We start from the raw sequence: 26093 nt of genomic DNA, 5'->3' as shown, positions 1-26093 counted from the left end.
CACAGACAGTAGGGAGGAAACAATGTCAGATCAGGCCTATATCAACAGCCTTTATCGGTCTGCTGCCAACTATAAAAGCCAGGCCTCGTATTGGCGTGGTCAAGCTTCAGCTGCACAGTCCACTATCGATGCTCTGAATCCTCAGCTTGCCCATAAGCGTGAGCAACTTGGTTATGCCAATGAGGTTAATAGTAGATTCCCCAGTCTCGATACTGCTATTGCAACAATGGATTCTGATATCAACAGCTTAGCTACTGCACTCTCTACTCAGCTTGAGGATAACGGAGCAAATTCGCAGATAACCATGCTTGATGACACGTACACCGACCATGCGACTTCGGCAAAAAACGCCTGTTCACAGCTTATCGAACAACTTCAACAAGAAATAGCATCTCTTGAACAGCAAATTGCTGCTGCCACGAGCCAGCGTAATACCGCCCAGGCAAACGCTTCTACCGCCTCTGCGAATGCGTCTTGGTGCTACAGCAGGATTTCTGCTTTGAGTTAAGGCAATTGGTTTTATCTGGTGTTTTATCGAGAAAGGCCTGTTTGTATGGTTCTTACACAAAACTGGCTTCCTATTGGGTCGGTAGTTCATGTAACTGGCAGTGAGGGGCTTTACTTCATCATTGGTTATATGCAACAAACAACTGATGGTGCCGTTTGGGATTACGCCGCTCGTCCTTATCCGATGGGCTACATGGGTGATGATCAGGATATTTACTTTAACCGTGACGGTATTGATGGTGTGTATGGCATTGGCTTTCAAAACATTGATGGCGAACAGTGGCAAAACTACCTCACGTCTCTTGAACCGGAATACGACAAACTGAAGGCGCGGGTTATGTCTGGGGAACATCTCGACGACATTCGTGCTGAGAAGAGCAGCAAGTAGGGATGGTTGCATATGAAGGATAAGGTGCTGCTTGAAGTTCTTCTTCCCGCAACACAGGTGGTATATGAGTTTCGTATTCCGTTTGATTTGACGGTTAATGAAGCGTCGGCTCTCATGTCCCGTGTGCTTGCTCAGCGTGAACCACTTCGGTATGAGATAACCGGCGGTGTAGACCTTATGCTTCGCGGAGAGGGTGTGGGTGCAGGCGATGCTCTCAACCCTAATGAAACCATCCGTGCACTTGTGGAGCGTGGTATTTTGTCAGATGGATGTAGGGTGGCTCTTGCATGAAAACAAGACTATTGCGTGATAGAAAAGCAGGGGCTCTTACGCTACAAATAACGCCCAGTAAGCATGAGCTATTTGAGTATAGCCAGGCAGAGTGGCTTAAATCCGGCGTGCAACGTGGCTTTTGTACCTTTGATTATCGGCGAGATAGTGCAACAACGCTTTATTACGATCTCACCGGGCTTGTCAATCTCCAAACCTATTTAAAAGCAGCTATCAGTCTGTCTCAGTATCGGGTGCTGTTGGTTTCGCTTGCTAACGTAATGGATGCTTGTACACAAAAGGGTTTTCCAACAGCATCTCTTCTGTGTGATCCATCGCTGGTGTATGTAGATGCTGCAGGAACACCCCGTTTTGTATATGTGCCCCTTTCCGGCATGGCGGAAAAATCGGAGAATACACCCCTTTCACTTCTTCACTATCTCTCAAGTAAGAAGCACGTGACTTTTGCTGTTGCGTCGGATAGTTCGCATGCTGCAGCGCTGGATGATTTTGTTTCTCGTAATGCAGTGCTCTCACTTTCCGCGTATCGTTCGTTTCTTTCTTCTGAATTTGGGTCAGGTATTACTGGTTTATCTGCAAATCATGATGGTCGTGAGAACGCTTCTTTTAAAGCGGCCGGCAATACGGGTGGCATGCAGCACAACTCATCACAGAGTCAAAGTGCAGCCACTTCTCCCGTTGCGTTTGATTTTGTTGCAATGCTGCGAAATGCTCCATCTGCAACTGAGGTAAAAGCTTCGCAGTCCGTTGCTGAGCAAGTCCGTAATGCTGTAGGTGGCCATTCGCCAACTGCGGCTGTTCCGCCGCAGGCGGAGACTTTTGTTATTCCAGAGCGCATATCTGAGACATCCGAGCAAGTTGTTGGCGCGACACCAGGCAAAGCTACAAGCTCAGGAGGAACTACACTCCTGGGATCATTTTCTGCTACCCGACCTTCTCAGCCTTTATCGGCAATTCCGGCAGTTCCACGAGCTGCATGGCTTGTCCGTTTGTCAGACGGAAAGCGATTGCGTCTACCTGATGAAAACCGCTCTGTGGTTGTTGGCCGGTCGACAACCTGTGACATGCAGTTTTCGGGCAATAGCAATTTGAGCCGACGCCATGCTGAGCTTGTGCGTGAGGATAATACGTTTACGTTAAAGGATCTCGGCTCGGCTAATGGCACTTTTGTAGGAGGAAGAAGGCTTGCAGCGCAGGAAGATATGGTAATTTCTGCGAACGAGATCTTTACCTTAGCAGACGAAACGTTTCAAATAGTTTTTGAATAGGACGCAACAACTAGCGTGCCAGATGGCTCTGGATATATGAGCTGAGTTCTTGTGGCGTTGTGCCAATAAGCGCGTTGAGCGGAATAACGGCATCTTCAAAGGTATTACGTTTTTGATCGTAATATGCAAAATCAAAACCAAGGAGCCAGCGTGCGGCTGGGCCTGTCTTAGCTTTGCAAAGAACAATAAGAGCCTCAGAGGTAAGATGCACAGAGGCCCATTCTCCCCAGGCTTTTCTTACCATGCGTAGCTGGTCATCCGGAGCGCCAATGGGACCATAGCAAATGGTAATGCCTTCCTCATCGACAATTACACGCTCTCGAAACGCCCAAGGTCGAGGACTGTGAATATCAGCGCCGCGCCGTCCAAAAAAGTCGGCGAAAACAGCTTTACTTGCGCCACGGCCTAGGTGACCGCTGGCAATAACATAGACTCCAAGTGCCGTAAGAACAAATGAAACTGCACAGAATCCTAAGGCTTCTAGTGTTATACCGAGATAAGACACCACGTAGACACTAAGAGCGTCCAGTAGAAGGCCAACGATAAAAAGACACCAACCATAAAAGCGCATTTGATGAGCATTGCGCACAATGCGATATGTCATGAAGAGCGGTTCATCAAAGGCGTAGTCCGCAACGGCAAGAGCAGTTTCTCCTAGCTTAGATGTATTGGGTTGAATGCGCATGAGGACTCCTTGATTTGGGAGGTTCGCTCTGTCCAACGATAGAGAATTGATATTCCATTCTGGTCTTGGCTTGGTAAACGGCTTGCAAGATATTGAAGGTAAAGGTAACGACAAGGAACATCATGGGTGTTACAAGGGGATGAGGTTGTAATGGGATACGGCAAGCGTATTGATAATGAAGTAGAGGCAGCAGAAACACTTTCCAAGCTTGTTGCTTCAACTAATAACGGAGTGTTTTTTGGCGGTGCAGGCGTATCTACTGCGAGCGGAATTCCCGACTTCCGAAGTGTTGACGGCTTATATCACCAACATTTTGCCTATCCTCCCGAAACGATGTTGAGCCATGCGTTTTACGAAACGCATCCAGAAGAGTTTTTTGATTTCTATCGAACGCGTATGATCGCCCCTGATGCACAGCCTAATCAGGCTCACCGCAAGCTTGCAGAACTGGAGAGAAAAGGCTGGCTATCGGCGGTGGTAACGCAAAATATAGATGGCCTTCATCAAAAAGCCGGCTCTCAGCGAGTGTATGAGCTTCACGGAAGCGTACACCGCAATATATGTCAGCAGTGTGGTGCTGTTTATTCTGCTGAGTGGATTCTTTCTACTGAAGGAGTCCCTTCCTGTCCTCACTGTGGCGGACGGATTAAGCCTGATGTTGTGCTTTATGGAGAAGCTCTCGATGAGCAGGTGCTTGCTGGTGCAGTGGAGGCAATTGCCTCGTGCGACGTGCTTATTGTCGGGGGTACTTCACTAGTGGTCTATCCTGCTGCGGGTCTTGTGCACTACTTTTCTGGTTCAAAACTTGTTATTGTGAATCGAGATCCTACGCCTCAAGATGATATGGCAGATTTGATAATCTCTTGCGATATTGCTCGAGCGTTTAGCTTTTAGCACCTGTCTTACTGCTTACGAGCTGGATAAGAACATGTGAGACGTGGCTAAGCGTTTACAATTTGGAGAGTAAGCCATCTATGCTGCGTTGAAACTTTTGAAATAGGTGGTGGCTTGCCGCCGCTGGGAGGGCCGGACTATGCTCCGAGAAAACTATGCTACTTGGCACTGTGGTGCATTTGAGTTGTCGCTTGCGCGCCCTCGAATCATGGGGATTTTGAATGTGACTCCTGATTCATTTTCAGATGGCGGCGAATATCTTGATACCGAAGCAGCCATAGCGCACGGCTTGGATATGCTCGATGCAGGTGCAGACATTATTGATGTTGGTGGAGAATCCACGCGTCCGGGTTTTTCGGCTGTGAGTCCAGAGGAGGAAGCTCGCAGAATTGTCCCAGTTATTCGTGCGCTGGTAGATGCGGGTGCTTGTGTATCAGTCGATACACGTCATCCCGAGGTCGCTAAAATGTGCGTGCGTCTTGGAGCATCCATCATTAACGATGTAACTGGTTTCACCGATCCGGAGATGGTTACTGTAGCCGCCGCAACAGATGCGGGCTGTGTGATTATGCATGCTGGCGAAGTTTCCTTAGGCGCGCATCGTCAGACCGTTTTGCTTGATGCTTCGGTACAAATGAGAGATACGTCTCAGACGACAAACGCTTCTTCAGATGAGGAAGATGCTGAGGCCTTGGAAAGCACTGCACAAGCCGATGAAGGAGCGCATGCACGTGCGGAATCTTTAGCTTCGTCCGCACCTGGACTTGAAGAAGCAATGCGGCGTGCTGCTCGAGCAACAACAACGTCTACCGTTCGGCTCGCTGGTAACCGTCGATTCACATTGCCGGAGTCGGCTCCTATCATGCGGCAGGTAATGGGCTTCCTTGGCGATCAGGCTCGCACATTGTTGCGTGCCGGGGTTGATCGCTCTCGTATCTGCATCGATCCGGGCCCCGGCTTTGGAAAATATGCCGATGAGAACGTGGTTATCCAGCGCGCCACTGCCAAAATGGTGTCTATGGGCTATCCAGTCATGTGTGCTGTTTCGCGGAAACGGTTTGTAGGTGCTGTTTCAGGTGTGCATGAGGCATCTCAGCGTGATGCAGCGACTGCTGGCGTAGTGTTGGGTGCTGTTGCCGCTGGAGCAAGTATTTTGCGCGTCCATGATGTGGCGGGTGTCGCACAAGCACTGGATGGCTATCGCAGCGTTATGTGTCCCGATGTTCGCCGTGCATTTATTTCGCTCGGCTCAAACGTGGGAGACCGTCTTGGCTATCTTGCGCGTGCCACAGCTCTTATCGACGCTATCCCATTAACCTGTGTTGTAGGCGTGAGCCATGCCTATGAAACCGAGCCAGCATATGGAATTGCAACACCGGTTGCGAATTGTGTGGTAGAAGTCCATACCGAGCTCGCACCGTTAGTACTGCTTGATTCATTGTTGCAGGTAGAAGATGAGTTGGATCGTGTGAGAAAACCCGGTGAAGAAGGGCATGGTCCTCGAACAATCGACTGTGACCTCGCATGGATGGAAGGCGAGATCCATGCAGGTCGGCGTCTTCGCTTGCCTCATCCAAAGTTGGGTGAGCGCGATTACATTCTTGTGCCGATGGAAGATCTTATGCATGATCCGGTGCGCTTCTTAAGCCATGCGGGTGTGCACATCGCTCCTCAAGAGGAACGAGTGGGCATTGTTCTTGCCGATCTTGGTGAAGTGAAATGGCAATGATGAATTCAGAAAACATGGCGCAGGACCTGTCTCCAATTACTTTCTGTGATGTCGTTGGATCAACCAATGACGAAGTGCGCAAGCTCGGACAAGAGGGCGCTGAGGCTGGCACCGCTCTTGCGGCACATGCACAGACAGAGGGGCGTGGCAGACGTGGACACCTGTGGCATTCGCCAGCGGGAGGGCTGTATCTTTCGGTTCTTTTGCGCCCTCAGGTGTCAATGCAAATGCTTATGGGGCTCCCAGCGGCATGTGCGCTTGGTGCCGTAGATGCTCTCCGCTCTTTGGGAGTGGGTGAAGCTGGCATTAAGTGGCCAAACGATATAGTTATTGCCGATCAAAAACTCGCTGGTATTCTCGTTGAGGCAGGATATGGCGAAAAGGGCGTATTTGCCGTCTGTGGTATTGGCGTAAACATTGCGCCACAACAGGAAGTTCGTCGAGCAGTTCTCGAGGAATTTGACGGCTTCCAGCGTCCACTTACGCCGGCTTTTCTCTCCGATCATGTGGAACAAGTACCCGACTTTGAGCAGCTTGCTACCACCATACGTGATGCCATTGTGAGACGAGCAAAACAGTGGGAGCAGTCAATGGCGGGGCGTACCGTAGCTGGTCCGCTTGCCACTATTCTTGATGAGTACTTCGATGCTATGCCTGCTGTCGGACAGGTGATGGATGCAGTTTTACCTGATGGGCGCAGCATGGCGACGGGTGTCTTTGCGGGTATGGATGTATGGGGACGAGCCATACTCGTTACCCAAGACGGCGAAGAGGTAACAATCTCTGCAGAGCAGGCTTCATTGCGTCGGACTGCGAGCGCTTAAGCAGACTGGATGCGTTGGGCTCGCTTGGTAGCTCTATGACGCCAGATCTCATAGATCCCTCGGATAGTGAGATCAGGATCAACCACGTCGAAGATATCGGTTGCTTCAGAGATGAGCTGTGCTAATCCACCGGTGCCAACTACTATGGCAGCTTTGCCATCTGGTGATTCTTGGGCAAGCTCTTGCTGAATGCGTGCAACAAGTCCTTCTGCCTGTGCAGCAGCACCAATAACTATGCCTGATTGCACGGCATGTTCAGTCGTTTCTCCGAGCGCATGTTCTGGCACTACCAACGGAACGCTGGCCAGTTTTGCTGCCTTTGAGAAGAGCGAGTTTGCCGAGAGCATGAGGCCGGGCATAATGGCGCCACCACGAAAATCACCGTTTTTATCGACAACGTCAATATTGGTTGCCGTGCCAAAATCAACAACAATAACCGGTGCACCATAGGTATCGCGAGCTGCGAGAGCATTTGCAATACGGTCGGCACCCACTTCGTGGGGGTTGGGCATGGCAACGGTAATGCCGCAATCGCGCCACGCGTTGATCATAAGAGGATCGGTGCCCAAAACAACGCGCATCATGCGCTGCCATTCAAGTGAAAGAACAGGGACAACTGAGGCAATGGCAACATCGCTCACCATATCAAGACTCAGGCCCAACATGAGAAAATAGCCAAACAAGCGCTCATGGAGTTCGTCGGCAGTGTCGGTTGTATCGGTTGCCATGCGCCATTGGCGGCACGGTGTGCTTTCGGATGCGCCATCCTCAAACAAACCCAGGGTTGTTTGACTATTGCCCACATCAACTGCGAGAAACATGACAAAGAGCCTTTCTATAAAAGCACTTCATTTGTAATGAAGAGGATGCCTGCTGCCTCATACTTTAAAAGAAGCATACGTAAAAATGGCGCGCAATAAACGGTTTGATCACCAGAACGTGTACCCTGCGTGAATACTCATGTGTGCGGGTGACGAAATACGTTTCCTGTGATAACATTCAACAGCTTGTGAGCCCTGGCAATTCCAGGGCAACCCCTGTCCTGGTCGGAAACCAGGACCTAACGAAGGAGTCCTGCTATGAAGAAGGGTATCCATCCCGACTACGTGGAGTGCACCGTACGCTGCACCTGTGGCAACACCTGGAAGACCCACTCCACCAAGAGCGAGCTGAGGGTTGACCTCTGCGACAAGTGCCACCCGTTCTACACGGGCCAGCAGAAGCTCGTTGACACCGGTGGACGCGTCCAGCGCTTTGCTGATAAGTTCGGTGGAGCTGCTGCTGCACAGCTTAAGAAGGCTGAAGAGGCCAAGGCTGCACGTGCCGCCAAGGCTGCTGAGGAAGCTGCTGCTAAGAAGGCTGCTCGTGAGGCTAAGGCTGCTGAGAAGGCAAAGCGTGCTGCTGAGTATGCTAAGAAGGCTGAGGCCGAGGCTGCTAAGCAGGCTGCTGAGGAGCCCGCTGCTGAGGAGCAGACCGAGACAGCTGAGTAATGCAGTTTGCGTAAGCACAACGTATTACGTAACAGAGCGCTTTGCGAGAGTTCGCAAGGCGCTCTTCTCTTTATTTCTCGTTAGTGCACGTTTTGTTTGCGTGTGAAGCGAGTAAAGAATCGGTTGGCTGAGAGGATGTACATGTCACAGCATGAAGGAATCGCCGAAGAAGGCGAATTATTCCAGACTCATATTGGTGGTTCTGCGCTCACTGAGGGTGTTATGATGCGCGGCAAACTGAGCTGGGCTGTGGCAGTGCGCGAGCCAAATGGATCCATCTATGTTGAGGAACATGAGATTCCCGGAGCAGCGGATGGTTCGCGTGCAAAAGCATGGTATCGACGCGTGCCAATCGTACGTGGCTGTGTTTCATTCGCCGAATCGATGGTCCTTTCATTTAAAGCTATGAGCATTGCCGCCGATCATGCTTACGACGAGAATGGGCTGTCTTGGGCAGATAAGTGCAAAGAGACGGTCTATATCGAGGAGGCTAGTGCTGATAAAGGCGATGTGGCTCCCGCTGCCAACCCTTCAGATGAGGGGATGTCAGAAAGCGCAGGCATGCTGCTTTCTATTATTTTGGGAGTTGTACTTGGCATTGGTCTGTTTGTGGCGCTTCCAGTTGCAGTTTCCAATCTGTTGATAGGTCCTTACGAGGCAAACAATGCCATTGCTTGGAATCTTGTTGAGGCGATTGTTCGCATTGTGCTTCTGGTTGCATATGTTGCTGCAATTGGTTTAATGCCCGATATGGCTCGAGTGTTCGGCTATCACGGAGCAGAACATCAGTCTATCCACTGCTTTGAACATGGATTGCCGCTTACGCCTGATAATGCGGCGCGTTTTTCTCGTCTTCACGTGCGGTGCGGAACAGCGTTTTTGGTGATGACTATTGCCATTGCCATTGTCGTAAACACGTTAGTGCCTGTGGCAGCTATAGCGGATGCCTTAGGTCTTACGGGCATAATCCGCACGCTCTTCGTGTTTCTTTCACGTGTGGTTATGTTACCCCTCGTAGCAGGTGTTTCTTACGAGATAACCGTAAAGTGGGCAGGCTCACACCCAGAGAATCTGCTCGTCCGTATTGTTTTGTGGCCAGGCTTACAGATGCAGCGTCTAACAACACGGGTGCCCGATCCTGGTATGCTGGAGTGTGCTATAGCAGCATTGAGAAAAGTTCGCGATACCGAGGAAGCTGCTGGCCTGTCTGTTCCTCCGGCACTTTAAGGCTAGAGACAAAAACCAAACACGCAACCAGCACTTTCATTGGCATCACGCCCATAGCCGGGAGTACCGCTTGCATCAACAGTCATAAATCTTCCTGCGCGTCGTGGGCTTGCTGAACGAAGCCACCAACCCTCAGGTGTATTGGGGATGCTCAACACGTCTGAGGGACCATCTTGGTTGGCGCCAAGTTCAGAGAAGAGCTGGTATTGTTTTCCCTCTGCATTGAGAATATCGGCAACATATGTTGCATCTGCCTCGTAATTTGATCGAGGAATTGTCCCGCCGACTTCTACCAATGAGGGAAGCCAGACGGTGTCATACGTAATGTTTACTGAAGAGGTTGAGTTGGTTTTTCCCGCATTGTTGGTGTGTTTCTCAACAGCTACTACCGAGTTTTTAAGCTCTGAAGGGAAGTGGTTAAGCACGTCGTTCTGAAGTGAAGATCGCAGCGCAGAGTCACTCCAACCACCATCGCTTGTGAGCGTTGAATTCATAACAGCGTCTCCAAGGGATGATGAGGCGATAAAGGTTAAGCCAGCGGGCGATCCGTTCTGTGCAGTGTCATGGCGAATGCCAGCAATTCTCACCGAGATAGATGTTCCGTCAGTGAGTTCAAGCTTTTTCGATGCGTTATGGGGCAGCGATCCGTCGGATTCAAGCAAGCCATACTCTTGAGCTATTTTTTCGCCCTGAGCATCATCGGAGGCACCGCCAATCGCTTGACCAAGCAAAGAGAGTTCTTGCCAGGAGTAATCTGCAAGATCCTCACGTACAGGCACTCCCTCAACACTTCCAGATTCGTTTTCTGTTTCGGATTCATCATTTTTGTTGAGCGGCGTAATAGGCGTCGCTTCTTTTAGTACGGGAGTTTCGGTTGGCTGGGCTCGAGGTCCAATAATTCCCATACCAAGGGCTATGGCAACACCCAATAAGGCAACGGCGAGAATTCCAAGGATAATTGCGAGCGGAAGAAAATTGCGATGTGGAACTGGACCATTTGGACCCGCCGCGGGAGCTTGTGCAGATTTGTGATAGGGATTTTGTCCTGCTGGTACAACTTGACCCATGCGGGGTGTAGTGCCTGGCACAACCGGATTAAAACGCACTTGTGTGTGGTCTTCTATGGCTGAATCAAGCTCATTATCAGCATGTTGTTCGGCTGAATTATCCCATGTTTCTGCTAAAGAGTTAAAAGCACGCGTAGCATCGTCAAGCTCTTCATTGCTATTGGAAGTGCTTGTGTCTTCATTGGGCAAAGTTGCCCCACAGTTTGGGCAAAAAGTGGAGTCGTCAGGTATTTCGCTGCCGCAATATATACAGAACATAGCTGCTCCGTTCATTAAAGCTTGCTGAGCACGCTTTGAAACAAGACTACTTATCAGTGTAACAACCAGTGATGTTTGATGCTTGTTAGGCGTGTTGAATGGTGATATTTAGAATCAGTTCTGCTGGTTCTTACGTGTATATATGTTCGCGTATATGAGAAGTGAGTCAGATGCGCTAAAGTTAAAATTTGCGGTGGTTTGTGTTTACACATGCCACTCTGAATATTCACTACACTCTCGCGCGCTGTTGGCGCGCCGCACGACAGGAGGCAACCATGCGGGACAAGCTCGAGAAGCTCATCGCCGCTTACGAGGAACTCGAGCGCAAGCTCTCCGATCCGTCCGTAGTGGCCGATCAAAAAGAGTACACGCGCCTTGCAAAAGAACATGCAAGTCAGGCAGATTTGGTAGCCCGGGCACGGGAGTATCTCCAGGCGCTCGATGACATTGAGACAGCTAAAGAGATGCTGCATGAGACGACCGATCCTGAAGAAAAAGAAATGCTTCAGGAGGATATTGCTTCCAATGAAGAGCGTCTTCCAGCTTTGGAAGAAGACATTAAAATCATGCTCATCCCAGGCGATCCGAACGACGAGAAAGATACTATCGTCGAGATTCGCGCGGGTGTAGGCGGCGACGAGGCAGGTATTTTTGCTGGTGACCTCTTTAAGATGTACGAGCGCTTCTGCGAATCGCGTGGCTGGAAGGTGCAAGTGCTCTCCTCCAGCCCCTCAGAGGCTGGCGGTTTTAAGACAATTGAATTTAAGGTTTCGGGCGATAAGGTCTATTCCGTCATGAAATACGAGAGCGGTGTACATCGCGTACAGCGCGTTCCTAAGACAGAAAGCCAAGGCCGCATCCAAACCTCTACAGCAACCGTTGCTGTATTGCCAGAAGCCGATGAGATTGATATTCAGATCGACCAGGCCGACCTGCGCATTGATACCTACTGTGCAAGTGGTCCTGGTGGACAGGGCGTTAATACCACATACTCGGCGGTGCGTATTACGCACCTCCCTACCAACACCGTTGTTCAGTCGCAAGACCAGCGCTCTCAGATCCAGAACCGTGAGGTCTGCATGCAGATGCTGCGTGCACGTTTGTATGAGATGGAGCTGCAGCGTCAACAGGATGAGCTCGGTGCCGAGCGACAGAGCCAGATTGGTCACGGTAACCGCTCTGAGAAGATCCGCACCTATAATCAGCCGCAAGATCGTGTGACCGATCATCGTATCGGCTTTAACTCCACCTATAGCTCGGTTCTCTTGAGCGATGGCCTGTCCCAGATTATCGAAGCTCTCGCTGCAGCCGATCGTGCTGAGAAGCTCGCGCGCGCTGTGTAAGGAGGCCCGAGGGCGTGGCGCAAGAACAAACGTGGACAATCAAGGCTATTCTCGATTGGACAAGCGGCTATCTTGAGCGTAAAGACGATGAGCACCCGCGTCTCTCAGCAGAATGGTTGCTTTCTGCTGTAACAGGCCTTTCTCGCGTTGAGCTGTATGTGAACTTTGATCGGCCGCTGGATGCTGAGGAGCTTTCCAACATGCATAACGCTATTGAGCGTCGTGCGCAGGGAGAGCCGCTGCAATATGTTACGGGAGAAATGCCTTTTCGCCATATCGTTGTGAAGTGCGAGCGTGGCGTTTTGATTCCCCGGCCAGAAACAGAAATCTTGGTAGATGCTGCTTTGGAAGGCATAGACCAGGCAAAAGCTTGTGGTGAGGATGCATCGCCTCTCGTGCTTGAAGTGGGAACTGGCACGGGCTGCATTGCGCTTTCACTAGCTTCAGAGCGTCCCGGTACAAAAGTGATTGCGACCGATCTCTCTGACCGTGCACTCTCCCTTGCGCAAAGGAACTGCGCAGCGCTTGGATTGGAAAACGACGTCACGCTTATTCAATGTGACCTTGCTGCTGGAGTAGACCTCGAGCTCATGGGGTCCTTTGATGTGCTTGTTTCTAATCCGCCTTATATTCCGACGGCTGTCTTGGCGCAAGAGGTTCCGGCAGAGGTTCGCGATTATGAGCCAGATCTGGCGTTAGACGGCGGGGCTGACGGGCTCGATGTATTCAGGCGCTTGCTTGAGCTTGCCCCCAAAGCGCTTGCTCCGCACGGAATGTTTACGGTTGAATTGTTCGAAGAATCTCTTGAACAAGCAGCTGAACTTGTTCGTATGCAAGACGGTTGGGAGGACGTTGAGATTCGTGAGGATCTTACACACCGACCGCGCGTTCTTGTCGCCAAACGAAAGTAGTCAGAGAGTCGAGAGGGGATTTTGTGGGCAGTGTTGTAGCGGTTGACCAGACGCACCCAAGTGAAGCTGTGCTTGAACAGGCACTTGCTGTGCTGCAAAACAAAGGCGTTTTAGTCATGCCTACCGACAGTGTGTATGGCATTGGCTGCGCTGCCTTCCCAAACAACCCTGCTCATCGAAGGATTTTTACTATTAAGCAGCGTGATCTCGCGCAAACATTGCCGTGGCTTGTGGGAACAAGCGACGCTTTACAGCGCTATGGAAAGAACGTTCCGAGTTGGATGGTCAATCTTGCACAGACCTTTTGGCCCGGAGCACTCACCCTTGTGGTCCCAGCTTCAGATGAAGTTGCTCCTGAATACCGCAACGCTCAGGACAATACGATTGGTCTGCGTATGCCAGCATCGCCTCTAGTGTGCACGCTGTCGCTTCGTCTCGGTATGCCGCTGGCAACTACGAGTGCAAATACGCATGGAGCGCCATCTCCAACGAGTGCTCACGAGTTGGAACAACGCATCATTGATGCCGCTGATCTCACACTTGATGCAGGTCCGGCCCCTAAAGGCGTTGCTTCAACTGTTGTAAGTTGCGATGTTTCTGGACGTCCGCGTATTCTTCGCGAGGGGTTCCTTTCGCGTGATCAAATCCTTGAAGTTGCCGGGATGTAATGCGCACAATCCTCTATAAGGGGTATCGTAAAGTTTGTTATCGATATGCTCTAGATAGGGGGTTCTTATGGCGGATATACACGAGGAAGTCGTCTCTGCTGCTGGTAGTGCTCCCAACACGGTAACTACCGAGGATTTGTCGTTTCTTTCAGTTGATGAAAAGAGCATTTGCAGAGGAACGCTCTGGATCCCACAGGGTGTAAAACCTGTTGCTATTTTGCATATCGTTCATGGCATGTGTGAGCATATCGGTCGCTATGATGCGTTTGCTCGCTTGCTAGCATCACGTGGCTGGGTTGTGTGTGGTATCGATTTAGTGGGCCATGGACGCACTGAGCCTGATCCTACAAAACGCGGAGTGTATGAGGATCCCGATCTTGCAGCAGAGGCAATGATTGAGGATCAGCGCACTCTTTTTACCCAGGTAAAAGCACGCTTTGTGAGCCTTCCGTATTTTATGCTGGGGCACTCAATGGGCTCGTTTATTGCACGGTGTTTTGCTGCGCGACATGGAGGAGTGCTTTCGGGACTCATCGTTATGGGTACCGCATGGCAAGACAGCGTTGAGGTCTTATACCGTGCGGTAAGCATCCTTGCCCGTTTGCGCGGTATGTCGTTCCGCTCTCATTTTGTTGATGCTCTGGGGTGCGGCGGATACAACAAACTGTTTGAGGGTACGGGTGCTCATACTGGATTTGAGTGGCTCAGTAGGGATGAGGGCCAGGTACTTGCATATGCTGCAGACCCTGCATGTGGGTTTATGTTCTCCTTGAGCGGCTACCTCATGCTGGCACAGCTCTTGCGTGAGGCCCAGGATGTTTCGCGCATATCAAAAATTCCTGCATCTTTACCAATTTTGGTAATTTCAGGATCTGAGGATCCGGTTGGTGAGGCAGGCAAAGGTCCTTCTCGAGTCTTTCTTGCGCTTCGTAATGCTGGCGTACAGGATCTTTCATTGGACATCATTCAAGAAGACCGTCATGAATTGCTTAACGAAGTAAACCGAGACGAGGTTGAAGCGGAACTTATAGCTTGGCTTGAAGCTCGAATTGCTTCATAAGATATATAACATGCGCTTGATTTTTACCCCTCGCCGAACAGGCAGCGTCGGTCACGATTCCGTTTACGGAATGGCTTCTTAATGCTTCTCTTGGCACCTATTTTAGATGGGATACCAAAAGTTAAGGCGACAAGATATTTGTCGATTCCTTTCTAAAAGATGCGAGAGGAGCAAGCGTGGCTTCAACGATTCTGGATAGCGTTATGGGATCAATCGGCGGGTCAGTTCCGCTTGGTAAGAGCTCGCAGGGTTATGTGATGGCGCTCGATGCTGGCACAACAAGTGTTCGAGCTGTCTTGTTTGATGAGTATGGCTGTAGGGTTGCACAGGCTCAGCGTTCGCTCACGATGCTGTATCCGCATCCCGGCTGGGTGGAGCAAGATCCTGTAGAAATTCTCTCACGACAAATCGCCTGCATGATTGAAGTGCAGTTTAAGAGTGGCATTCACTCCGATCGCATCAAATCGGTAGGAATTACCAATCAGCGTGAAACCGTAGTGGTATGGGATCGTCGTACAGGCCAGCCAATTTACAACGCTATTGTGTGGCAATGCCGACGTACAGCACCGCTTGTGGAAGAGCTTGTTGAAAGAGGTTACGCCGATCTTATCCGTGAGCGAACGGGTCTTGTGCCTGACGCGTATTTTTCTGCAACAAAAATTCGTTGGATTCTGGACAACGTTGAGGGCGCTCGTGAAATGGCGGATGCGGGCGCGCTGATGTGCGGCACGATTGACACCTGGCTGATTTACAACCTCACCCATGGCTTGGTGCATGCAACTGATTACACAAATGCGAGCCGCACCATGCTCTTCGATATTAAGAAGCTCGATTGGGACGATGAGCTGTGCAATATCGTGGGAGTTCCTCGTTCAATGCTGCCTGAATGTCGTCCCTCTGCTGGCGGATTTGGTCGCGTGAGCTCGGATATCATGACGCAACATCCGCCTATTGCTGGTGTTGCAGGCGATCAGCAGGCCTCACTGTTTGGGCATTGCTGTTTTGAACCTGGAAACGTTAAAAATACCTACGGCACCGGCTGCTTTATGCTTATGAATGTCGGGACAGAGCCAATCTTTTCACAAAATGGGCTGGTCACAACTGTTGGTATTGCCGACGGCACAGAGGTTGATTATGCGCTTGAAGGATCGGTCTTTCAGGCAGGGTCAACCATACAGTGGATCCGAGATGAATTGGGGCTTGTAGAGACAGCTGCGGAGACATCTGACATTGCTCGCTCTGTACCAAACACTGATGGTTGCTATCTTGTTCCAGCGTTTACAGGATTGGGTGCTCCTTGGTGGAATTCCGATGCTCGTGGCGTTGTGTGTGGCATTACGCGTGCCACAAATAGAGCGCGTCTCGTTCGTGCTGCCTGTGAGTCGCTTGCGTATCAAAGCTATGACGTACTTAAGGCTATGGAGGCGGATTCAGGGCATAGCATTCCTTCGCTCAGTGCAGACGGAGGCGCTGCGAGAAACGAATTCATCATGCAATTCCAGGCTGATTTGCTTGATATTGAAGTTGTTCGTGCAGAACTTTCCGAAACAACAGCGTTGGGCGCCGCCTATCTTGCGGGTTTGGCTACGGGTTTCTGGGCAGACCGAGAAGAGCTCCAAACCATCACAGCGCATTCAGCGATATATGTGCCTGGTATGGAGCAAACGACAAGAGAGCAACTTCTTGCAGGTTGGCATGAGGCAGTTCGTCGAACCTTAATGTAACAATTCATTAGAGGCTGCAATTATCATCCTTGATGCGGTACGCTAATCCGAACACCTCGCGTCTGTGGGGTTAAATTCCTATGGAGAGGAGTGCTCATGCGCATTGCAATTGCCTCTGATCATGCTGGTTTTATCCAGAAGGGGCCCATGATTGACTACATTCAAGGTCTTGGGCATGAGGTAACAGATCTTGGTCCTGAAACTGATGATCGCTGCGATTATCCAGACTACGCCGATCGTGTAGCTCGTATGGTGGCGGAAGGACAGGCCGATAGGGGCGTGCTCATCTGCGGCACCGGTATCGGCATGGCTCTTACTGCCGATAAGGTACCTGGAATTCGTGCTGCTGTTATCGAGACGCCGAATTTTGCTCACCTGTTCCGCGAGCATAACGATGGCAATGTTCTGTGCATTTCGGGACGCTTTACTGATCTTGAGGTAAACGAGCAGATTGTTGATGAGTTCTTGAATACGGCATTTGGCGGCGGCCGCCATGCTGGACGTGTCGAGAAGATTATGCGCGAAGACGATCCGGCATTTGCTGGTGTTGACGCTGAATAGGGGACGTATATGAACTTCGAATACCTCGCAGCTGCCGATCCTGAGATTGCTGATGCCATTAGTAATGAGCTTAAGCGTCAGCGCTCTTCCATTGAGCTTATTGCCTCTGAGAACTTCGTATCGCTTGCAGTGATGGAGGCAGTTGGTTCACCGCTCACAAATAAGTATGCCGAAGGATTGCCGGGCAAGCGTTATTACGGTGGTTGCTGGGCAGTAGATGTCGTAGAAAACTTGGCACGTGAGCGCGCCAAGCGCTTGTTTGGTGCAGGATATGCAAACGTGCAGCCCCATTCTGGAGCTCAGGCAAATTATGCAGCGCTTGCCGCACTGGCTAAGCCGGGCGATGTTGTTATGGGCATGTCGCTCGATAACGGCGGTCATCTTACGCATGGTTCGCCGGCAAACTTCTCAGGCAAGCTGTATAACATCGTTTCATACGGCCTTGATCCAGAAACAGAGCGCATTGACTTTAACGATGTAGCTGCCAAGGCAGAGCAATACAAGCCTAAAGTCATCATTGCAGGTGCCAGTGCTTATCCGCGTATTATTGACTTTGAGCGTTTTGCTCAGATTGCCCATGACAACGGGGCATACCTTTTGGTTGATATGGCCCATATTGCCGGTCTTGTTGCAACGGGTGCTCATCCCACGCCGGTAGGGGTTGCAGATGTGGTAACTACCACCACTCATAAGACACTCCGTGGTACACGCGGTGGCCTTATTCTTACAAACGATCCCGATCTTTCGAAAAAGATAAATTCGGCGGTTTTTCCGGGCACGCAAGGCGGTCCACTCGAGCATGTTATTGCTGGTAAAGCAGTGGCTTTTGGAGAGGCTTTGCAACCGGCTTTCCATGACTACATCGATGGCGTGGTTGAAAATGCTCGCGCACTTGGACGCGGTATGGAGTCCCGTGGTCTGCGCCTGGTAACCGGCGGTACCGATAACCATCTCCTGCTTGTTGATTTGACCGCCGCCGGAGATGTAACCGGAAAAGATGCTGAACAGGCTCTTGATGAGGTTGGCATTACGGTAAACAAGAACACCATTCCTGGTGAAAAGCGCTCTCCTTTTGTCACAAGCGGTATTCGAGTTGGTTCCGCTGCAATTACTACGCGCGGATTTAATGCAGCTGAATGCGAGCGTGTGGGAGAGATTATCGGCGAAGTTGTTGCAGCTCCAAATGATGAGTCGGTTCGTGCTTCGGCACGAGCAGAGGTGGCTCAGTTGCTCGAGCCACATCCACTTTATCCGGAGCTGGGATAAACACTGGTAATACGTATACGTGTTGGGCAATGGCTCAGCTGAGATAGGAGGGCACGTTGGCATACGAGTACGATAAAAGCAGGGTTACGGTTGTCGATCATCCTTTGGTGCAGCATAAGCTTTCCATTCTGAGGGATGTATCAACCGGAACTAAACAGTTCCGCGAGCTTGTTCGGGAACTCGCCCTTTTTGAGGGATATGAGGCCACCCGCGATCTTCCCCTTGAGGATGTTGAGGTTCAAACACCTCTCGAGGTTGCTACCTGTAAGCAGATTGCTGGCAAGAAACTTGCAATCGTTCCTATCCTGCGTGCTGGCTTGGGTATGGTAGATGCTCTGCTGGAGCTCGTTCCTTCTGCTCGTGTGGGACACCTGGGCATGTATCGCGATCCTGAGACTCATAAACCCGTTGATTATCTTTGCAAGCTGCCGGCGGATGTATCTGAACGAACCTGCTTGGTTGTAGATCCAATGCTTGCCACAGGAGGATCGCTTGCCGATGCAGTAGCAACACTTCGTTCGCGTGGTGTGAGTGATATTCGCTGCCTCGTTCTCGTTGCGGTTCCTGAAGGAATCTCAGCGGTACTTGAAGCTGATCCCGACGTGCATATCTACACCTGCGCTGTCGATCGTCAGCTCAATGAGCATGCCTATATCCTTCCTGGTTTGGGTGATGCTGGCGACCGTATTTTCGGAACAAAGTGATTTAGTTTTGACAGCTTGGGCCGTATTTGCCGGGATCATATCAGGGCTCGTTGCGGCTCTTCCAACAGTTTTGCTCTTGCGGTGCGTGTCACAGCGACATGCACCGCATGTTGCAGTTGGGCTTATATGCTCACTGTTAGGCGTTCTTACGCTTCAGGGCGCCATATTCATTATCCATTGGCTTAAACCGGCTGCAACACTTACTTATGGCGTTGCTGCAACGCTCACGTTGTTGACGACAATAATCGTCACAGCATTTCTAACATGGCGCAAAATGGACAAAAATTAACCAACTTCCATATGACAGATTAGTGTTTTCGCAGCTCAGAGCCTGTTCCATCCGATGGACGTTGGTGCTAGACTACCCTGACGGTAATACAAAAGAACAAAAATCTTGTCCTTTGAGATGTTGTACGGACCTCGGACAGGGAAACCGGCAAATAGGCCGGATGTTGGAAAGGACAGAGAGTGAATCCGCTGGATAAACTTCCTGAGGAGATGAGCAAGCTCCTCGATGGGTTCATGACTCACATGGTCGCAGGCGATTCTTCAGCCGGTGTTACAGCGTATATATTTTGGATGGCTGTAGCGATTGTCTTGCTGCTTGTTTTGATTTTTGCGTTTAAAGCGCGGCAAGCCAAGAGTCTGGTACCAGAGGGCATCTTTGTTAATGCGTGCGAGTACGTTATTGAATTTGTGCGCGACGATGTATGCCGTGGCATTCTTGGTGAGTCATGGAAGCGTCATTTTCCATTCCTCGCATCGCTGTTTTTCTTCATTCTTCTTAATGGCATTGTCGGTATTATTCCTGGCTGTCGTCCAGGCACCGGCACAATTGGCGTAACGGCCGCTCTTGCTATTTGTTCTTTTGTGTATTTCATCGCCGTAGGTGTTCGTCGACTCGGCCCCATAGGGTATCTCAAGAGTCTTGCTCCTAAAGGCGTTTCTGGCCCCATGGCAGCACTGGTATGGGTTATTGAGCTGTTTTCAACCTTTATTCGTCTGGTAACCCTTGCAGTTCGTCTTTTCTGCAATATGTTTGCCGGCCACGTGGTAATGGGAACCTTCGCAGTACTCTCATCGCTGTTCTTTGAGCCGATTTTGAATGAGTTTTCTACTATTGCTGTTGCCGAGGTTGGCGTTTCGGTATTTTGGCTGGTCATTCTTATCATTATCTACCTGGTAGAGATAATGGTTGGTGTAATTCAAGCCTATGTCTTTACGCTGCTGTCGGCAGTGTACATTCAGCTCGTTGAGGACGAGTAATCTTTACGTTGTTGTCTGCGAGGCATTCCGCTTCGTGAGCATAGAAATGAGTTTTATCGCCGTTGGTGGCGAACGACAAAGGAGGAATCGTGGGAGTCATCGGTTACGGTCTTGGTGTTATTGGCGCCGGCCTTGGCATTGGTTTGGCGGCATACGGCGCAACCTCTTCCATGGCACGTCAGCCTGAGGTTCAGGGCCGTCTGTTCACAGTCTTCATTCTTGCGTCGGCCTTCGTAGAGGCACTGGCGCTCATTGGCTTCGTCGTCAGCCTCATTGCGTAGGAAAGACGAAGTTTATCCGTGTTGGAGGCATGTATGGACAGAGTTAAGACAGCGTTGGGACAGCTGTGCCACGCAGGATGCATTGCATCTGCTGTGATGGTGCTTTCCCCTGTAACAGCGCTTGCCGAAGGCGAAGTTGGCCCCGATATTCTTATCCCGAAGCCAACAGAGTTTCTTCCCGCTCTTATTGCGTTTCTTATCATCTGGTTCGTTCTTGCTAAGTTTGCTTGGCCTCAAATTATTGGTGTGCTTGAGAATCGCGAAGCAAAGATTCGCGGGGATATAGAGGCGGCTGAGCAAGAGCGTAAGGCAGCAGAAGAGAAGTATCAGGAGTGCGAGAACGAACTTCTCGATGCGCGTCGTCGGGCTGATGAAATTGTTTCTCAGGCTCGTCGCGATGGTGAGCAGGAGCGCTCCCGCATTGTGGCTAAAGCCCAGAATGATGCTACGGCTATTGTGACAAAAGCACATGATGCCCTTGCTTCAGAGCGTCGTAGAGCTGAAATTGAGCTCTCCGATTCTGTGATTGACCTTTCGGTTGAGATTGCAGGTAAGATTATCGGTAACGATCTCAGCGAGAGCGAGCAGCGCAAGCTTGCTGAGCATTATCTGGCAGAAGTGGACGGCCCAGATGACAAGCAAGCGTAAATGCCAGGAGAAGGCCGAAGCATACGCTCGTGCGCTCATCGAGGCTGCGCGTCTTGAAGATCGCGCAAACGTAGATCTGGTGCAATGGAACCATGCTGTGAAGTTTTCTCCAGAGGTTTTAGAGACACTTGCAGTAATGCATGAACATGGGGACATGAACCTCATTGGTGAAGTAGCTCAGATTTATAAAGATATGCTCGACACTGAAGATCCTACGGTATCGGTTACGGTTACTACGGCGGTGCCTATGGATGATGAGCTGCGGAATAAGGTTCGCAGCTGGGCAGAGGATCATCTCAAATCACCCGTCTATCTTGTCGAGCGTGTTGATCCCGAGATTTTGGGTGGCGTTATTGTAGAGGCACGCGGCAAACGTCACGATGCTTCTGTACGAGCTCAGCTTTCTGGCATTCGTAAATCGCTATCCTCGGTCCGTGATGGAAGTGAGGGTTAATGACAGAAAAGATCAGTTCAGCCGAGATCATGGCCTCGCTTCGCGCTCGTCTCGATGCAATTAATGCAACGGTGAGTGAGCAGGAAGCCTCTGTTGTTACAGAAGTTGGCGATGGTATTGCTGTTGTTTCTGGCTTGAGAGGCGCCATGTCTGGCGAGCTTCTCGAGTTTATTAGCTCTACATCCGGTAAGAGCGTCTACGGCCTGGCACAAAACCTCGATGAAGATGAAGTTCGCGCCGTACTTTTTGATGACGTAGAGTCCATTCAAGAGGACGATGAGTGCCGTACTACGGGCCGTGTTATGGATATTCCTGTGGGTCGTGCCATGCTTGGTCGCGTTGTCGACCCGCTCGGTCGTCCTATTGACGGCAAGGGGCCTCTGGAGACAGAGGCACGTCGCCCCATTGAATTTAAGGCCCCCGGCATCATTGACCGTGCTCCTGTTAACGAGCCGGTGCATACGGGTCTTATGGCCATCGATGCAATGATTCCTATTGGTCGCGGCCAGCGTGAGCTTATCATTGGCGACCGCAAGACCGGTAAAACCGCTATTGCAGTAGACGCTATTATCAACCAGCGCAACACCGATATGATCTGCGTCTATGTTGCGATTGGCCAGAAGGCTTCAACCGTGGCGGCTGTTCGCCATACGCTTGAAGTGCATGGTGCACTCGACCATACCGTCATTGTTGCTGCACCAGCCTCTGCATCAGCTCCTATGCAATACATTGCTCCCATGTCAGGTGCTGCGATTGGCGAGTACTTTATGTACACCGGCGCTGACGGCAAGCCTGCAAATAAAGATAATCCTGGCGGTCACGTTTTGTGCGTATACGACGACCTGTCTAAGCAGGCTGTTGCTTATCGTCAGATGTCGCTTACACTGCATCGTCCGCCCGGACGCGAGGCATATCCGGGAGACATCTTCTATCTGCACTCCCGTTTGCTCGAGCGCGCATGCAAGCTTAACGAAGAGCTTGGCAGTGGCTCTCTTACAGCACTTCCGATTATTGAGACGCAGGACGGCGACGTCTCTGCCTACATTCCTACGAATGTCATCTCAATTACGGACGGGCAGATTTATCTCCAAAGCGACCTGTTCTTCCAAGGCCAGCGTCCTGCAGTTGATGTTGGCATCTCCGTGTCACGTGTAGGCGGTGCCGCTCAGGTAAAGGGCATGAAGCAGGTTGCGGGTAACCTCCGTCTTGATCTGGCGAGCTACCGAGAGCTCCAGAGCTTCTCGCAGTTCGGCAGCGATCTTGATGATGCAACCAGGTCGCAGCTGGAGCGTGGTGCCCGCATGACAGAGCTGCTTCGTCAGCCTCGCTATTCTGCTCTTGATGTTGCAGACCAGATTGCCGTTATCTACGCAGGCAGCCATGGCTATATGGACGATATTCCTGTCGAACAGGTAATTGAGTTCCGCAATGGGCTGGTGGACTATCTCAAGTCTTCTCGTGGTCCGCTGCGCCAGCGTTTGCGTACATCATCTGTTGATGATGGTCTAGAGCAAGAGCTTCGTCATGCAATTGAGGTGTATAAGCACAGGTATGCTCAGGCTCACGAAGACGGGAATGCGGAGTAGGCGGGACCTATGTCGAACCTTAGGGAACTCAAACGCCGCATAGACTCCATTTCAAGTACGCGTCAGATAACGCGCACGATGGAGATGATCTCTACAGCCAAGGTTGGTGAGGCGCTCGAACGCGCCTCATCAGCTGCGCCCTACAAGGATGCAATTACCCGCATGCTTGCAAACGTCGTAGATGCTGTACATGGCGATGTGGATCACCCGCTTCTTGTTGATCATGCCAACAGTACCGGTGAGCTTCTTATCGTCATTGCCTCCGATCGTGGCCTTGCCGGCGGTTTTAACGTAACCGTACAGCGTGCCGCGGAGAAGCGCATCAAAGAGCTTCAGGCGCAGGGCAAGAAGGCTGAGGTTATTACCTGCGGTGCAAAGCCTACAGAGTATTTCCTTGCTCGCGGCATTACGCCGGTTTTGCATTATGAGGGCATCTCCGATAAGCCAACTGACGAACAGGCTGCGCAAATCGCATCCTATGCTATGGATGGCTATACATCGGGTTCTTTTGCCCGTGTAGTGCTGCACTATAATCATGCGCAAAATCGTGTGCAGCAGCAAATAGTGTGTGAGCAGTTGTTGCCCGTGCAGCAAGATTCACTCACGATGCCCAACGCTCCAAGAACTCACGAGAGCCTAAATGTGGTTGGCACTGATGAAAGTGACTATGGTCATACGTATGGCCTGGTCGTTTCATTTGATCCATCTCCATCCGAGGTGTTGGGGCGTCTTATGCCGGCCTACGTAACAACTGTTATTTATCATGCGTTGCTCGATTCGGCAGCTGCAGAGCATGGCGCTCGTCGTCGCGCAATGAATGCGGCAACTGATAACGCTAACGCGGCACTTACCACGCTCAATAGAACGTATAACCGCAGCCGCCAGGGCTCGATCACCACAGAGCTCAACGAGATTATCGGCGGAGCATCCGCATTGGAGGACAGCCAATGACAACCATCGATGCGACTAGAGAAGTTGCTGAGAAGAGCGCAGGGCGCAAACAGGGTCGTGCGCCTTACCAGCACAAAAGTGTTGGTTGGGGCACTATCGTGCGCATTGTCGGCCCTGTTGTTGACGTGCGTTTTGATAAGCACGTCCCACCCATTTATTCCGCTCTTACCGTAAGTGCTGATACGCCTATCGGTCATGTGGATAACATCCTTGAGGTGGAAAGTCAGCTGCCAGGCGACGTTGTTCGTACAGTAGCCATGGCTTCCACTGATGGTCTGCGCCGCGGAATTAAGGCCTACGATACTGGTCAGCCCATGATGATGCCGGTTGGGCCTGAAACCCTTGGCCGTGTTTGGAATGTGTTGGGCAAGCCGGTAGACGGTAAGCCCATGCCCGAAGGTATGGAGAGCTACCCCATTCACCGTCCTGCACCGGCATTCTCAGATCTGTCTACCACAACAGAAATTTTTGAGACTGGCATCAAGGCAATCGACTTGCTTGAGCCCTATATTCGCGGTGGTAAAACGGGTCTATTTGGTGGCGCAGGCGTTGGTAAAACCGTTCTTATCCAGGAGCTTATCAACAACCTTGCGCAGGAGCATAACGGCACATCAGTCTTCACAGGCGTTGGCGAGCGTACGCGTGAGGGCACCGATCTGTATCTCGAAATGAGTGAGTCTGGCGTTATTGAAAAAACCTGTTTGGTCTATGGCCAGATGAATGAGCCGCCTGGAGCACGTCTGCGTGTTGGTCTTGCAGGCCTTACAACAGCTGAGTATTTCCGTGATCAAGGTCAGGATGTATTGCTGTTTATCGACAATATCTTCCGCTTCTCACAGGCTGGCTCCGAGGTTTCAGCACTGCTTGGCCGTATGCCTTCGGCTGTAGGCTATCAGCCCACGTTGGCCACTGAGATGGGTGATTTGCAGGAGCGTATTACTTCCACTAAGGAAGGATCGATTACATCGGTTCAGGCGGTCTATGTCCCAGCGGACGACCTTACCGACCCTGCGCCGGCTACCACATTTACGCACCTGGACGCCACGACGGTTCTCTCTCGTAACATTGCAAGTCTCGGTCTGTATCCCGCTATCGACCCTCTGGAGTCGTCATCCGATGCTCTGGATCCGGATATCGTAGGCGCAGAGCACTATCGTGTTGCTATGCGTGTACAAGAGATCCTTCAGGAGTATTCCGACCTCCAGGACATCATCGCTATTCTCGGCGTGGACGAGCTTTCCGAGGAGCAGCGCCTGACGGTTTCGCGTGCTCGTAAGCTGCAGCAATTCCTCTCTCAGTCTTTCCACGTTGCTGAGCGCTTTACCGGTAACCCGGGCGTGTATATCAAGATTGATGATACGGTTCGCTCGTTTGCCGCCATTGTCGATGGTGAAGTTGACGATTTGCCTGAACAGGCATTCCGCTACGCTGGAACTATCGACGATGTTCGTGAGCGTGCCCAAAAGATGCGTTCGGAGCAGTCTGAATCAGGCAAGAGCGCCGAATCGGAAGAGAAGAAGTAAGACATGGCTATGCTTACATGTCAAATTGTGCGCCCCGATCGCTTGCTCTATGAGGGTGAGGCAACCAGCATTGTGTTGTCAGCTGTCTCTGGCGAGCTAGGAGTATATCCGGGGCATGCAGCAGAGGTGTGTGCGCTTGGCAATGGTATTACGCGCATTAACGTGCCGGATGCATCTTCAGGGGAGCGTCAACTCCATATTGTTACCATGGGCGGCTATGCTGAGGTGGCAAACGATATGGTCATCGTACTCGCTGCTCATGCGCGCGAGATCTCTGACATAGATTTAGAGGCTGTTCGAGAAACTCGCAGACAAGCAGAAGAGAAACGCGACGCATTGCCCGAAGGGGATCATGGGCGTGCCTATTTTGAAGAAAAGATTGCTTGGTGCGATCTGCTTGAAAAAGAAGCGAGCGCTCGGAGCTAGTTCGAATCTTCCTTAATAGTTTGTGGGGGTTCAAACCTCATATGAAGCGCCCGCGAGCTGTCGCGGGCGCCTTTTCTATAATGAGAGGGAAGG

Annotated in this window: 28 protein-coding genes; 25 read left to right on the top strand and 3 right to left on the bottom strand. The window is 51.1% G+C overall.

Annotated features, from left to right (window positions below):
- Positions 1–22: 22 nt before the first annotated feature.
- The 4 genes from ACQY6Y_RS02940 to ACQY6Y_RS02925 are packed head-to-tail and all read left to right on the top strand — an operon-like array spanning position 23 to position 2454.
- Positions 23–508, top strand: a complete 486-nt coding sequence (locus ACQY6Y_RS02940) for a hypothetical protein (RefSeq protein WP_428378818.1) — start codon at positions 23–25, stop codon at positions 506–508.
- 45 nt (positions 509–553) lie between these two features.
- Positions 554–895 carry a DUF4176 domain-containing protein gene (locus tag ACQY6Y_RS02935; protein WP_428378817.1) on the top strand — a complete coding sequence of 114 codons (342 nt, stop codon included), beginning with the start codon at positions 554–556 and terminating at the stop codon, positions 893–895.
- A 12-nt stretch (positions 896–907) separates the two neighbouring features.
- Positions 908–1186, top strand: coding sequence for a hypothetical protein (locus ACQY6Y_RS02930; protein WP_428378816.1), 279 nt, complete (start codon positions 908–910; stop codon positions 1184–1186).
- Positions 1183–2454, top strand: a complete 1272-nt coding sequence (locus ACQY6Y_RS02925) for an FHA domain-containing protein (RefSeq protein WP_428378815.1) — start codon at positions 1183–1185, stop codon at positions 2452–2454. The genes ACQY6Y_RS02930 and ACQY6Y_RS02925 overlap by 4 nt, the downstream gene beginning before the upstream one ends.
- Before the next feature lie 10 nt (positions 2455–2464).
- Here ACQY6Y_RS02925 and ACQY6Y_RS02920 read toward each other — a convergent pair whose 3' ends face one another.
- The gene (locus tag ACQY6Y_RS02920; protein WP_428378814.1) at positions 2465–3139 is read right to left on the bottom strand and encodes a hypothetical protein; all 675 of its coding nucleotides are present in this window, start codon (positions 3137–3139) and stop codon (positions 2465–2467) included.
- A gap of 150 nt (positions 3140–3289) precedes the next feature.
- On the opposite strand from ACQY6Y_RS02920, the gene ACQY6Y_RS02915 reads away from it, so the two are divergent.
- The 3 genes from ACQY6Y_RS02915 (at position 3290) to ACQY6Y_RS02905 (ending at position 6586) form a co-directional block, all read left to right on the top strand.
- Positions 3290–4033, top strand: coding sequence for an NAD-dependent protein deacylase (locus tag ACQY6Y_RS02915; RefSeq protein ID WP_428378813.1), 744 nt, complete (start codon positions 3290–3292; stop codon positions 4031–4033).
- 139 nt (positions 4034–4172) lie between these two features.
- A complete protein-coding gene (gene folP, locus ACQY6Y_RS02910) occupies positions 4173–5762 on the top strand; it encodes a dihydropteroate synthase (RefSeq protein WP_428378812.1) in 1590 nt (529 codons plus the stop codon).
- Positions 5753–6586, top strand: a complete 834-nt coding sequence (locus ACQY6Y_RS02905) for a biotin--[acetyl-CoA-carboxylase] ligase (RefSeq protein ID WP_428378811.1) — start codon at positions 5753–5755, stop codon at positions 6584–6586. Before folP ends, ACQY6Y_RS02905 begins: the two co-directional genes overlap by 10 nt.
- Here ACQY6Y_RS02905 and ACQY6Y_RS02900 read toward each other — a convergent pair.
- Positions 6583–7407, bottom strand: coding sequence for a type III pantothenate kinase (locus ACQY6Y_RS02900; RefSeq protein ID WP_428378810.1), 825 nt, complete (start codon positions 7405–7407; stop codon positions 6583–6585). The two genes, ACQY6Y_RS02905 and ACQY6Y_RS02900, sit on opposite strands and share 4 nt — an antisense overlap.
- A 258-nt stretch (positions 7408–7665) precedes the next feature.
- Here ACQY6Y_RS02900 and rpmE point away from each other — a divergent pair, with 258 nt between their 5' ends.
- Together rpmE and ACQY6Y_RS02890 are read left to right on the top strand one after the other, a co-directional pair.
- Positions 7666–8076: a 50S ribosomal protein L31 gene (gene rpmE / locus ACQY6Y_RS02895; protein WP_428378809.1), complete on the top strand. Its 411-nt coding sequence runs from the start codon at positions 7666–7668 to the stop codon at positions 8074–8076.
- A gap of 141 nt (positions 8077–8217) precedes the next feature.
- The gene (locus ACQY6Y_RS02890; protein WP_428378808.1) at positions 8218–9303 is read left to right on the top strand and encodes a DUF1385 domain-containing protein; all 1086 of its coding nucleotides are present in this window, start codon (positions 8218–8220) and stop codon (positions 9301–9303) included.
- Between the two features lie 2 nt (positions 9304–9305).
- On the opposite strand, the gene ACQY6Y_RS02885 is transcribed toward ACQY6Y_RS02890, so the two are convergent.
- Positions 9306–10628 carry a DUF6273 domain-containing protein gene (locus ACQY6Y_RS02885; RefSeq protein ID WP_428378807.1) on the bottom strand — a complete coding sequence of 441 codons (1323 nt, stop codon included), beginning with the start codon at positions 10626–10628 and terminating at the stop codon, positions 9306–9308.
- 275 nt (positions 10629–10903) lie between these two features.
- On the opposite strand from ACQY6Y_RS02885, the gene prfA reads away from it, so the two are divergent.
- The 16 genes from prfA (at position 10904) to atpC (ending at position 26000) form a co-directional block, all read left to right on the top strand.
- Entirely contained in the window at positions 10904–11971 is a 1068-nt protein-coding gene (gene prfA, locus ACQY6Y_RS02880) for a peptide chain release factor 1 (protein WP_428378806.1), read from the top strand.
- A gap of 14 nt (positions 11972–11985) precedes the next feature.
- Positions 11986–12882, top strand: coding sequence for a peptide chain release factor N(5)-glutamine methyltransferase (gene prmC, locus ACQY6Y_RS02875; protein ID WP_428378805.1), 897 nt, complete (start codon positions 11986–11988; stop codon positions 12880–12882).
- Between the two features lie 23 nt (positions 12883–12905).
- Positions 12906–13550 carry an L-threonylcarbamoyladenylate synthase gene (locus ACQY6Y_RS02870; protein ID WP_428378804.1) on the top strand — a complete coding sequence of 215 codons (645 nt, stop codon included), beginning with the start codon at positions 12906–12908 and terminating at the stop codon, positions 13548–13550.
- Positions 13551–13617: 67 nt separating this feature from the next.
- Complete coding sequence (locus ACQY6Y_RS02865) at positions 13618–14610, top strand: alpha/beta fold hydrolase (RefSeq protein ID WP_428378803.1); 993 nt, start codon at positions 13618–13620, stop codon at positions 14608–14610.
- Positions 14611–14813: 203 nt separating this feature from the next.
- The gene (gene glpK, locus ACQY6Y_RS02860; RefSeq protein ID WP_428379940.1) at positions 14814–16334 is read left to right on the top strand and encodes a glycerol kinase GlpK; all 1521 of its coding nucleotides are present in this window, start codon (positions 14814–14816) and stop codon (positions 16332–16334) included.
- Between the two features lie 96 nt (positions 16335–16430).
- On the top strand, positions 16431–16895 hold the full coding sequence (gene rpiB, locus ACQY6Y_RS02855) for a ribose 5-phosphate isomerase B (RefSeq protein WP_428378802.1): 465 nt from the start codon (positions 16431–16433) through the stop codon (positions 16893–16895).
- A gap of 9 nt (positions 16896–16904) precedes the next feature.
- Entirely contained in the window at positions 16905–18161 is a 1257-nt protein-coding gene (gene glyA, locus ACQY6Y_RS02850) for a serine hydroxymethyltransferase (RefSeq protein WP_428378801.1), read from the top strand.
- A gap of 56 nt (positions 18162–18217) precedes the next feature.
- Complete coding sequence (gene upp, locus ACQY6Y_RS02845; RefSeq protein ID WP_428378800.1) at positions 18218–18865, top strand: uracil phosphoribosyltransferase; 648 nt, start codon at positions 18218–18220, stop codon at positions 18863–18865.
- A 468-nt stretch (positions 18866–19333) separates the two neighbouring features.
- Entirely contained in the window at positions 19334–20131 is a 798-nt protein-coding gene (atpB, locus tag ACQY6Y_RS02840; protein WP_428378799.1) for a F0F1 ATP synthase subunit A, read from the top strand.
- An 89-nt stretch (positions 20132–20220) separates the two neighbouring features.
- On the top strand, positions 20221–20412 hold the full coding sequence (gene atpE / locus ACQY6Y_RS02835) for an ATP synthase F0 subunit C (RefSeq protein ID WP_428378798.1): 192 nt from the start codon (positions 20221–20223) through the stop codon (positions 20410–20412).
- 33 nt (positions 20413–20445) lie between these two features.
- Positions 20446–21060 (top strand): F0F1 ATP synthase subunit B, encoded by a 615-nt coding sequence (atpF, locus tag ACQY6Y_RS02830; protein ID WP_428378797.1) that lies wholly within the window; start codon positions 20446–20448, stop codon positions 21058–21060.
- On the top strand, positions 21044–21514 hold the full coding sequence (locus tag ACQY6Y_RS02825; protein WP_428378796.1) for a F0F1 ATP synthase subunit delta: 471 nt from the start codon (positions 21044–21046) through the stop codon (positions 21512–21514). Before atpF ends, ACQY6Y_RS02825 begins: the two co-directional genes overlap by 17 nt.
- Positions 21514–23100, top strand: a complete 1587-nt coding sequence (atpA, locus tag ACQY6Y_RS02820) for a F0F1 ATP synthase subunit alpha (RefSeq protein WP_428378795.1) — start codon at positions 21514–21516, stop codon at positions 23098–23100. Before ACQY6Y_RS02825 ends, atpA begins: the two co-directional genes overlap by 1 nt.
- A 9-nt stretch (positions 23101–23109) precedes the next feature.
- A complete protein-coding gene (atpG, locus tag ACQY6Y_RS02815; RefSeq protein WP_428378794.1) occupies positions 23110–24051 on the top strand; it encodes an ATP synthase F1 subunit gamma in 942 nt (313 codons plus the stop codon).
- Positions 24048–25574 (top strand): F0F1 ATP synthase subunit beta, encoded by a 1527-nt coding sequence (gene atpD / locus ACQY6Y_RS02810; RefSeq protein WP_428378793.1) that lies wholly within the window; start codon positions 24048–24050, stop codon positions 25572–25574. The genes atpG and atpD overlap by 4 nt, the downstream gene beginning before the upstream one ends.
- Before the next feature lie 3 nt (positions 25575–25577).
- Positions 25578–26000, top strand: coding sequence for an ATP synthase F1 subunit epsilon (gene atpC, locus ACQY6Y_RS02805; RefSeq protein WP_428378792.1), 423 nt, complete (start codon positions 25578–25580; stop codon positions 25998–26000).
- Positions 26001–26093 lie beyond the last annotated feature (93 nt).

This window comes from Olsenella sp. Marseille-QA0557 (assembly GCF_965119725.1).
Lineage (GTDB): Bacteria > Actinomycetota > Coriobacteriia > Coriobacteriales > Atopobiaceae > Coprovicinus > Coprovicinus avistercoris.
Note: the sequence above shows the minus strand (reverse complement) of the source record. Positions and strands in the feature narration are given on the sequence as shown.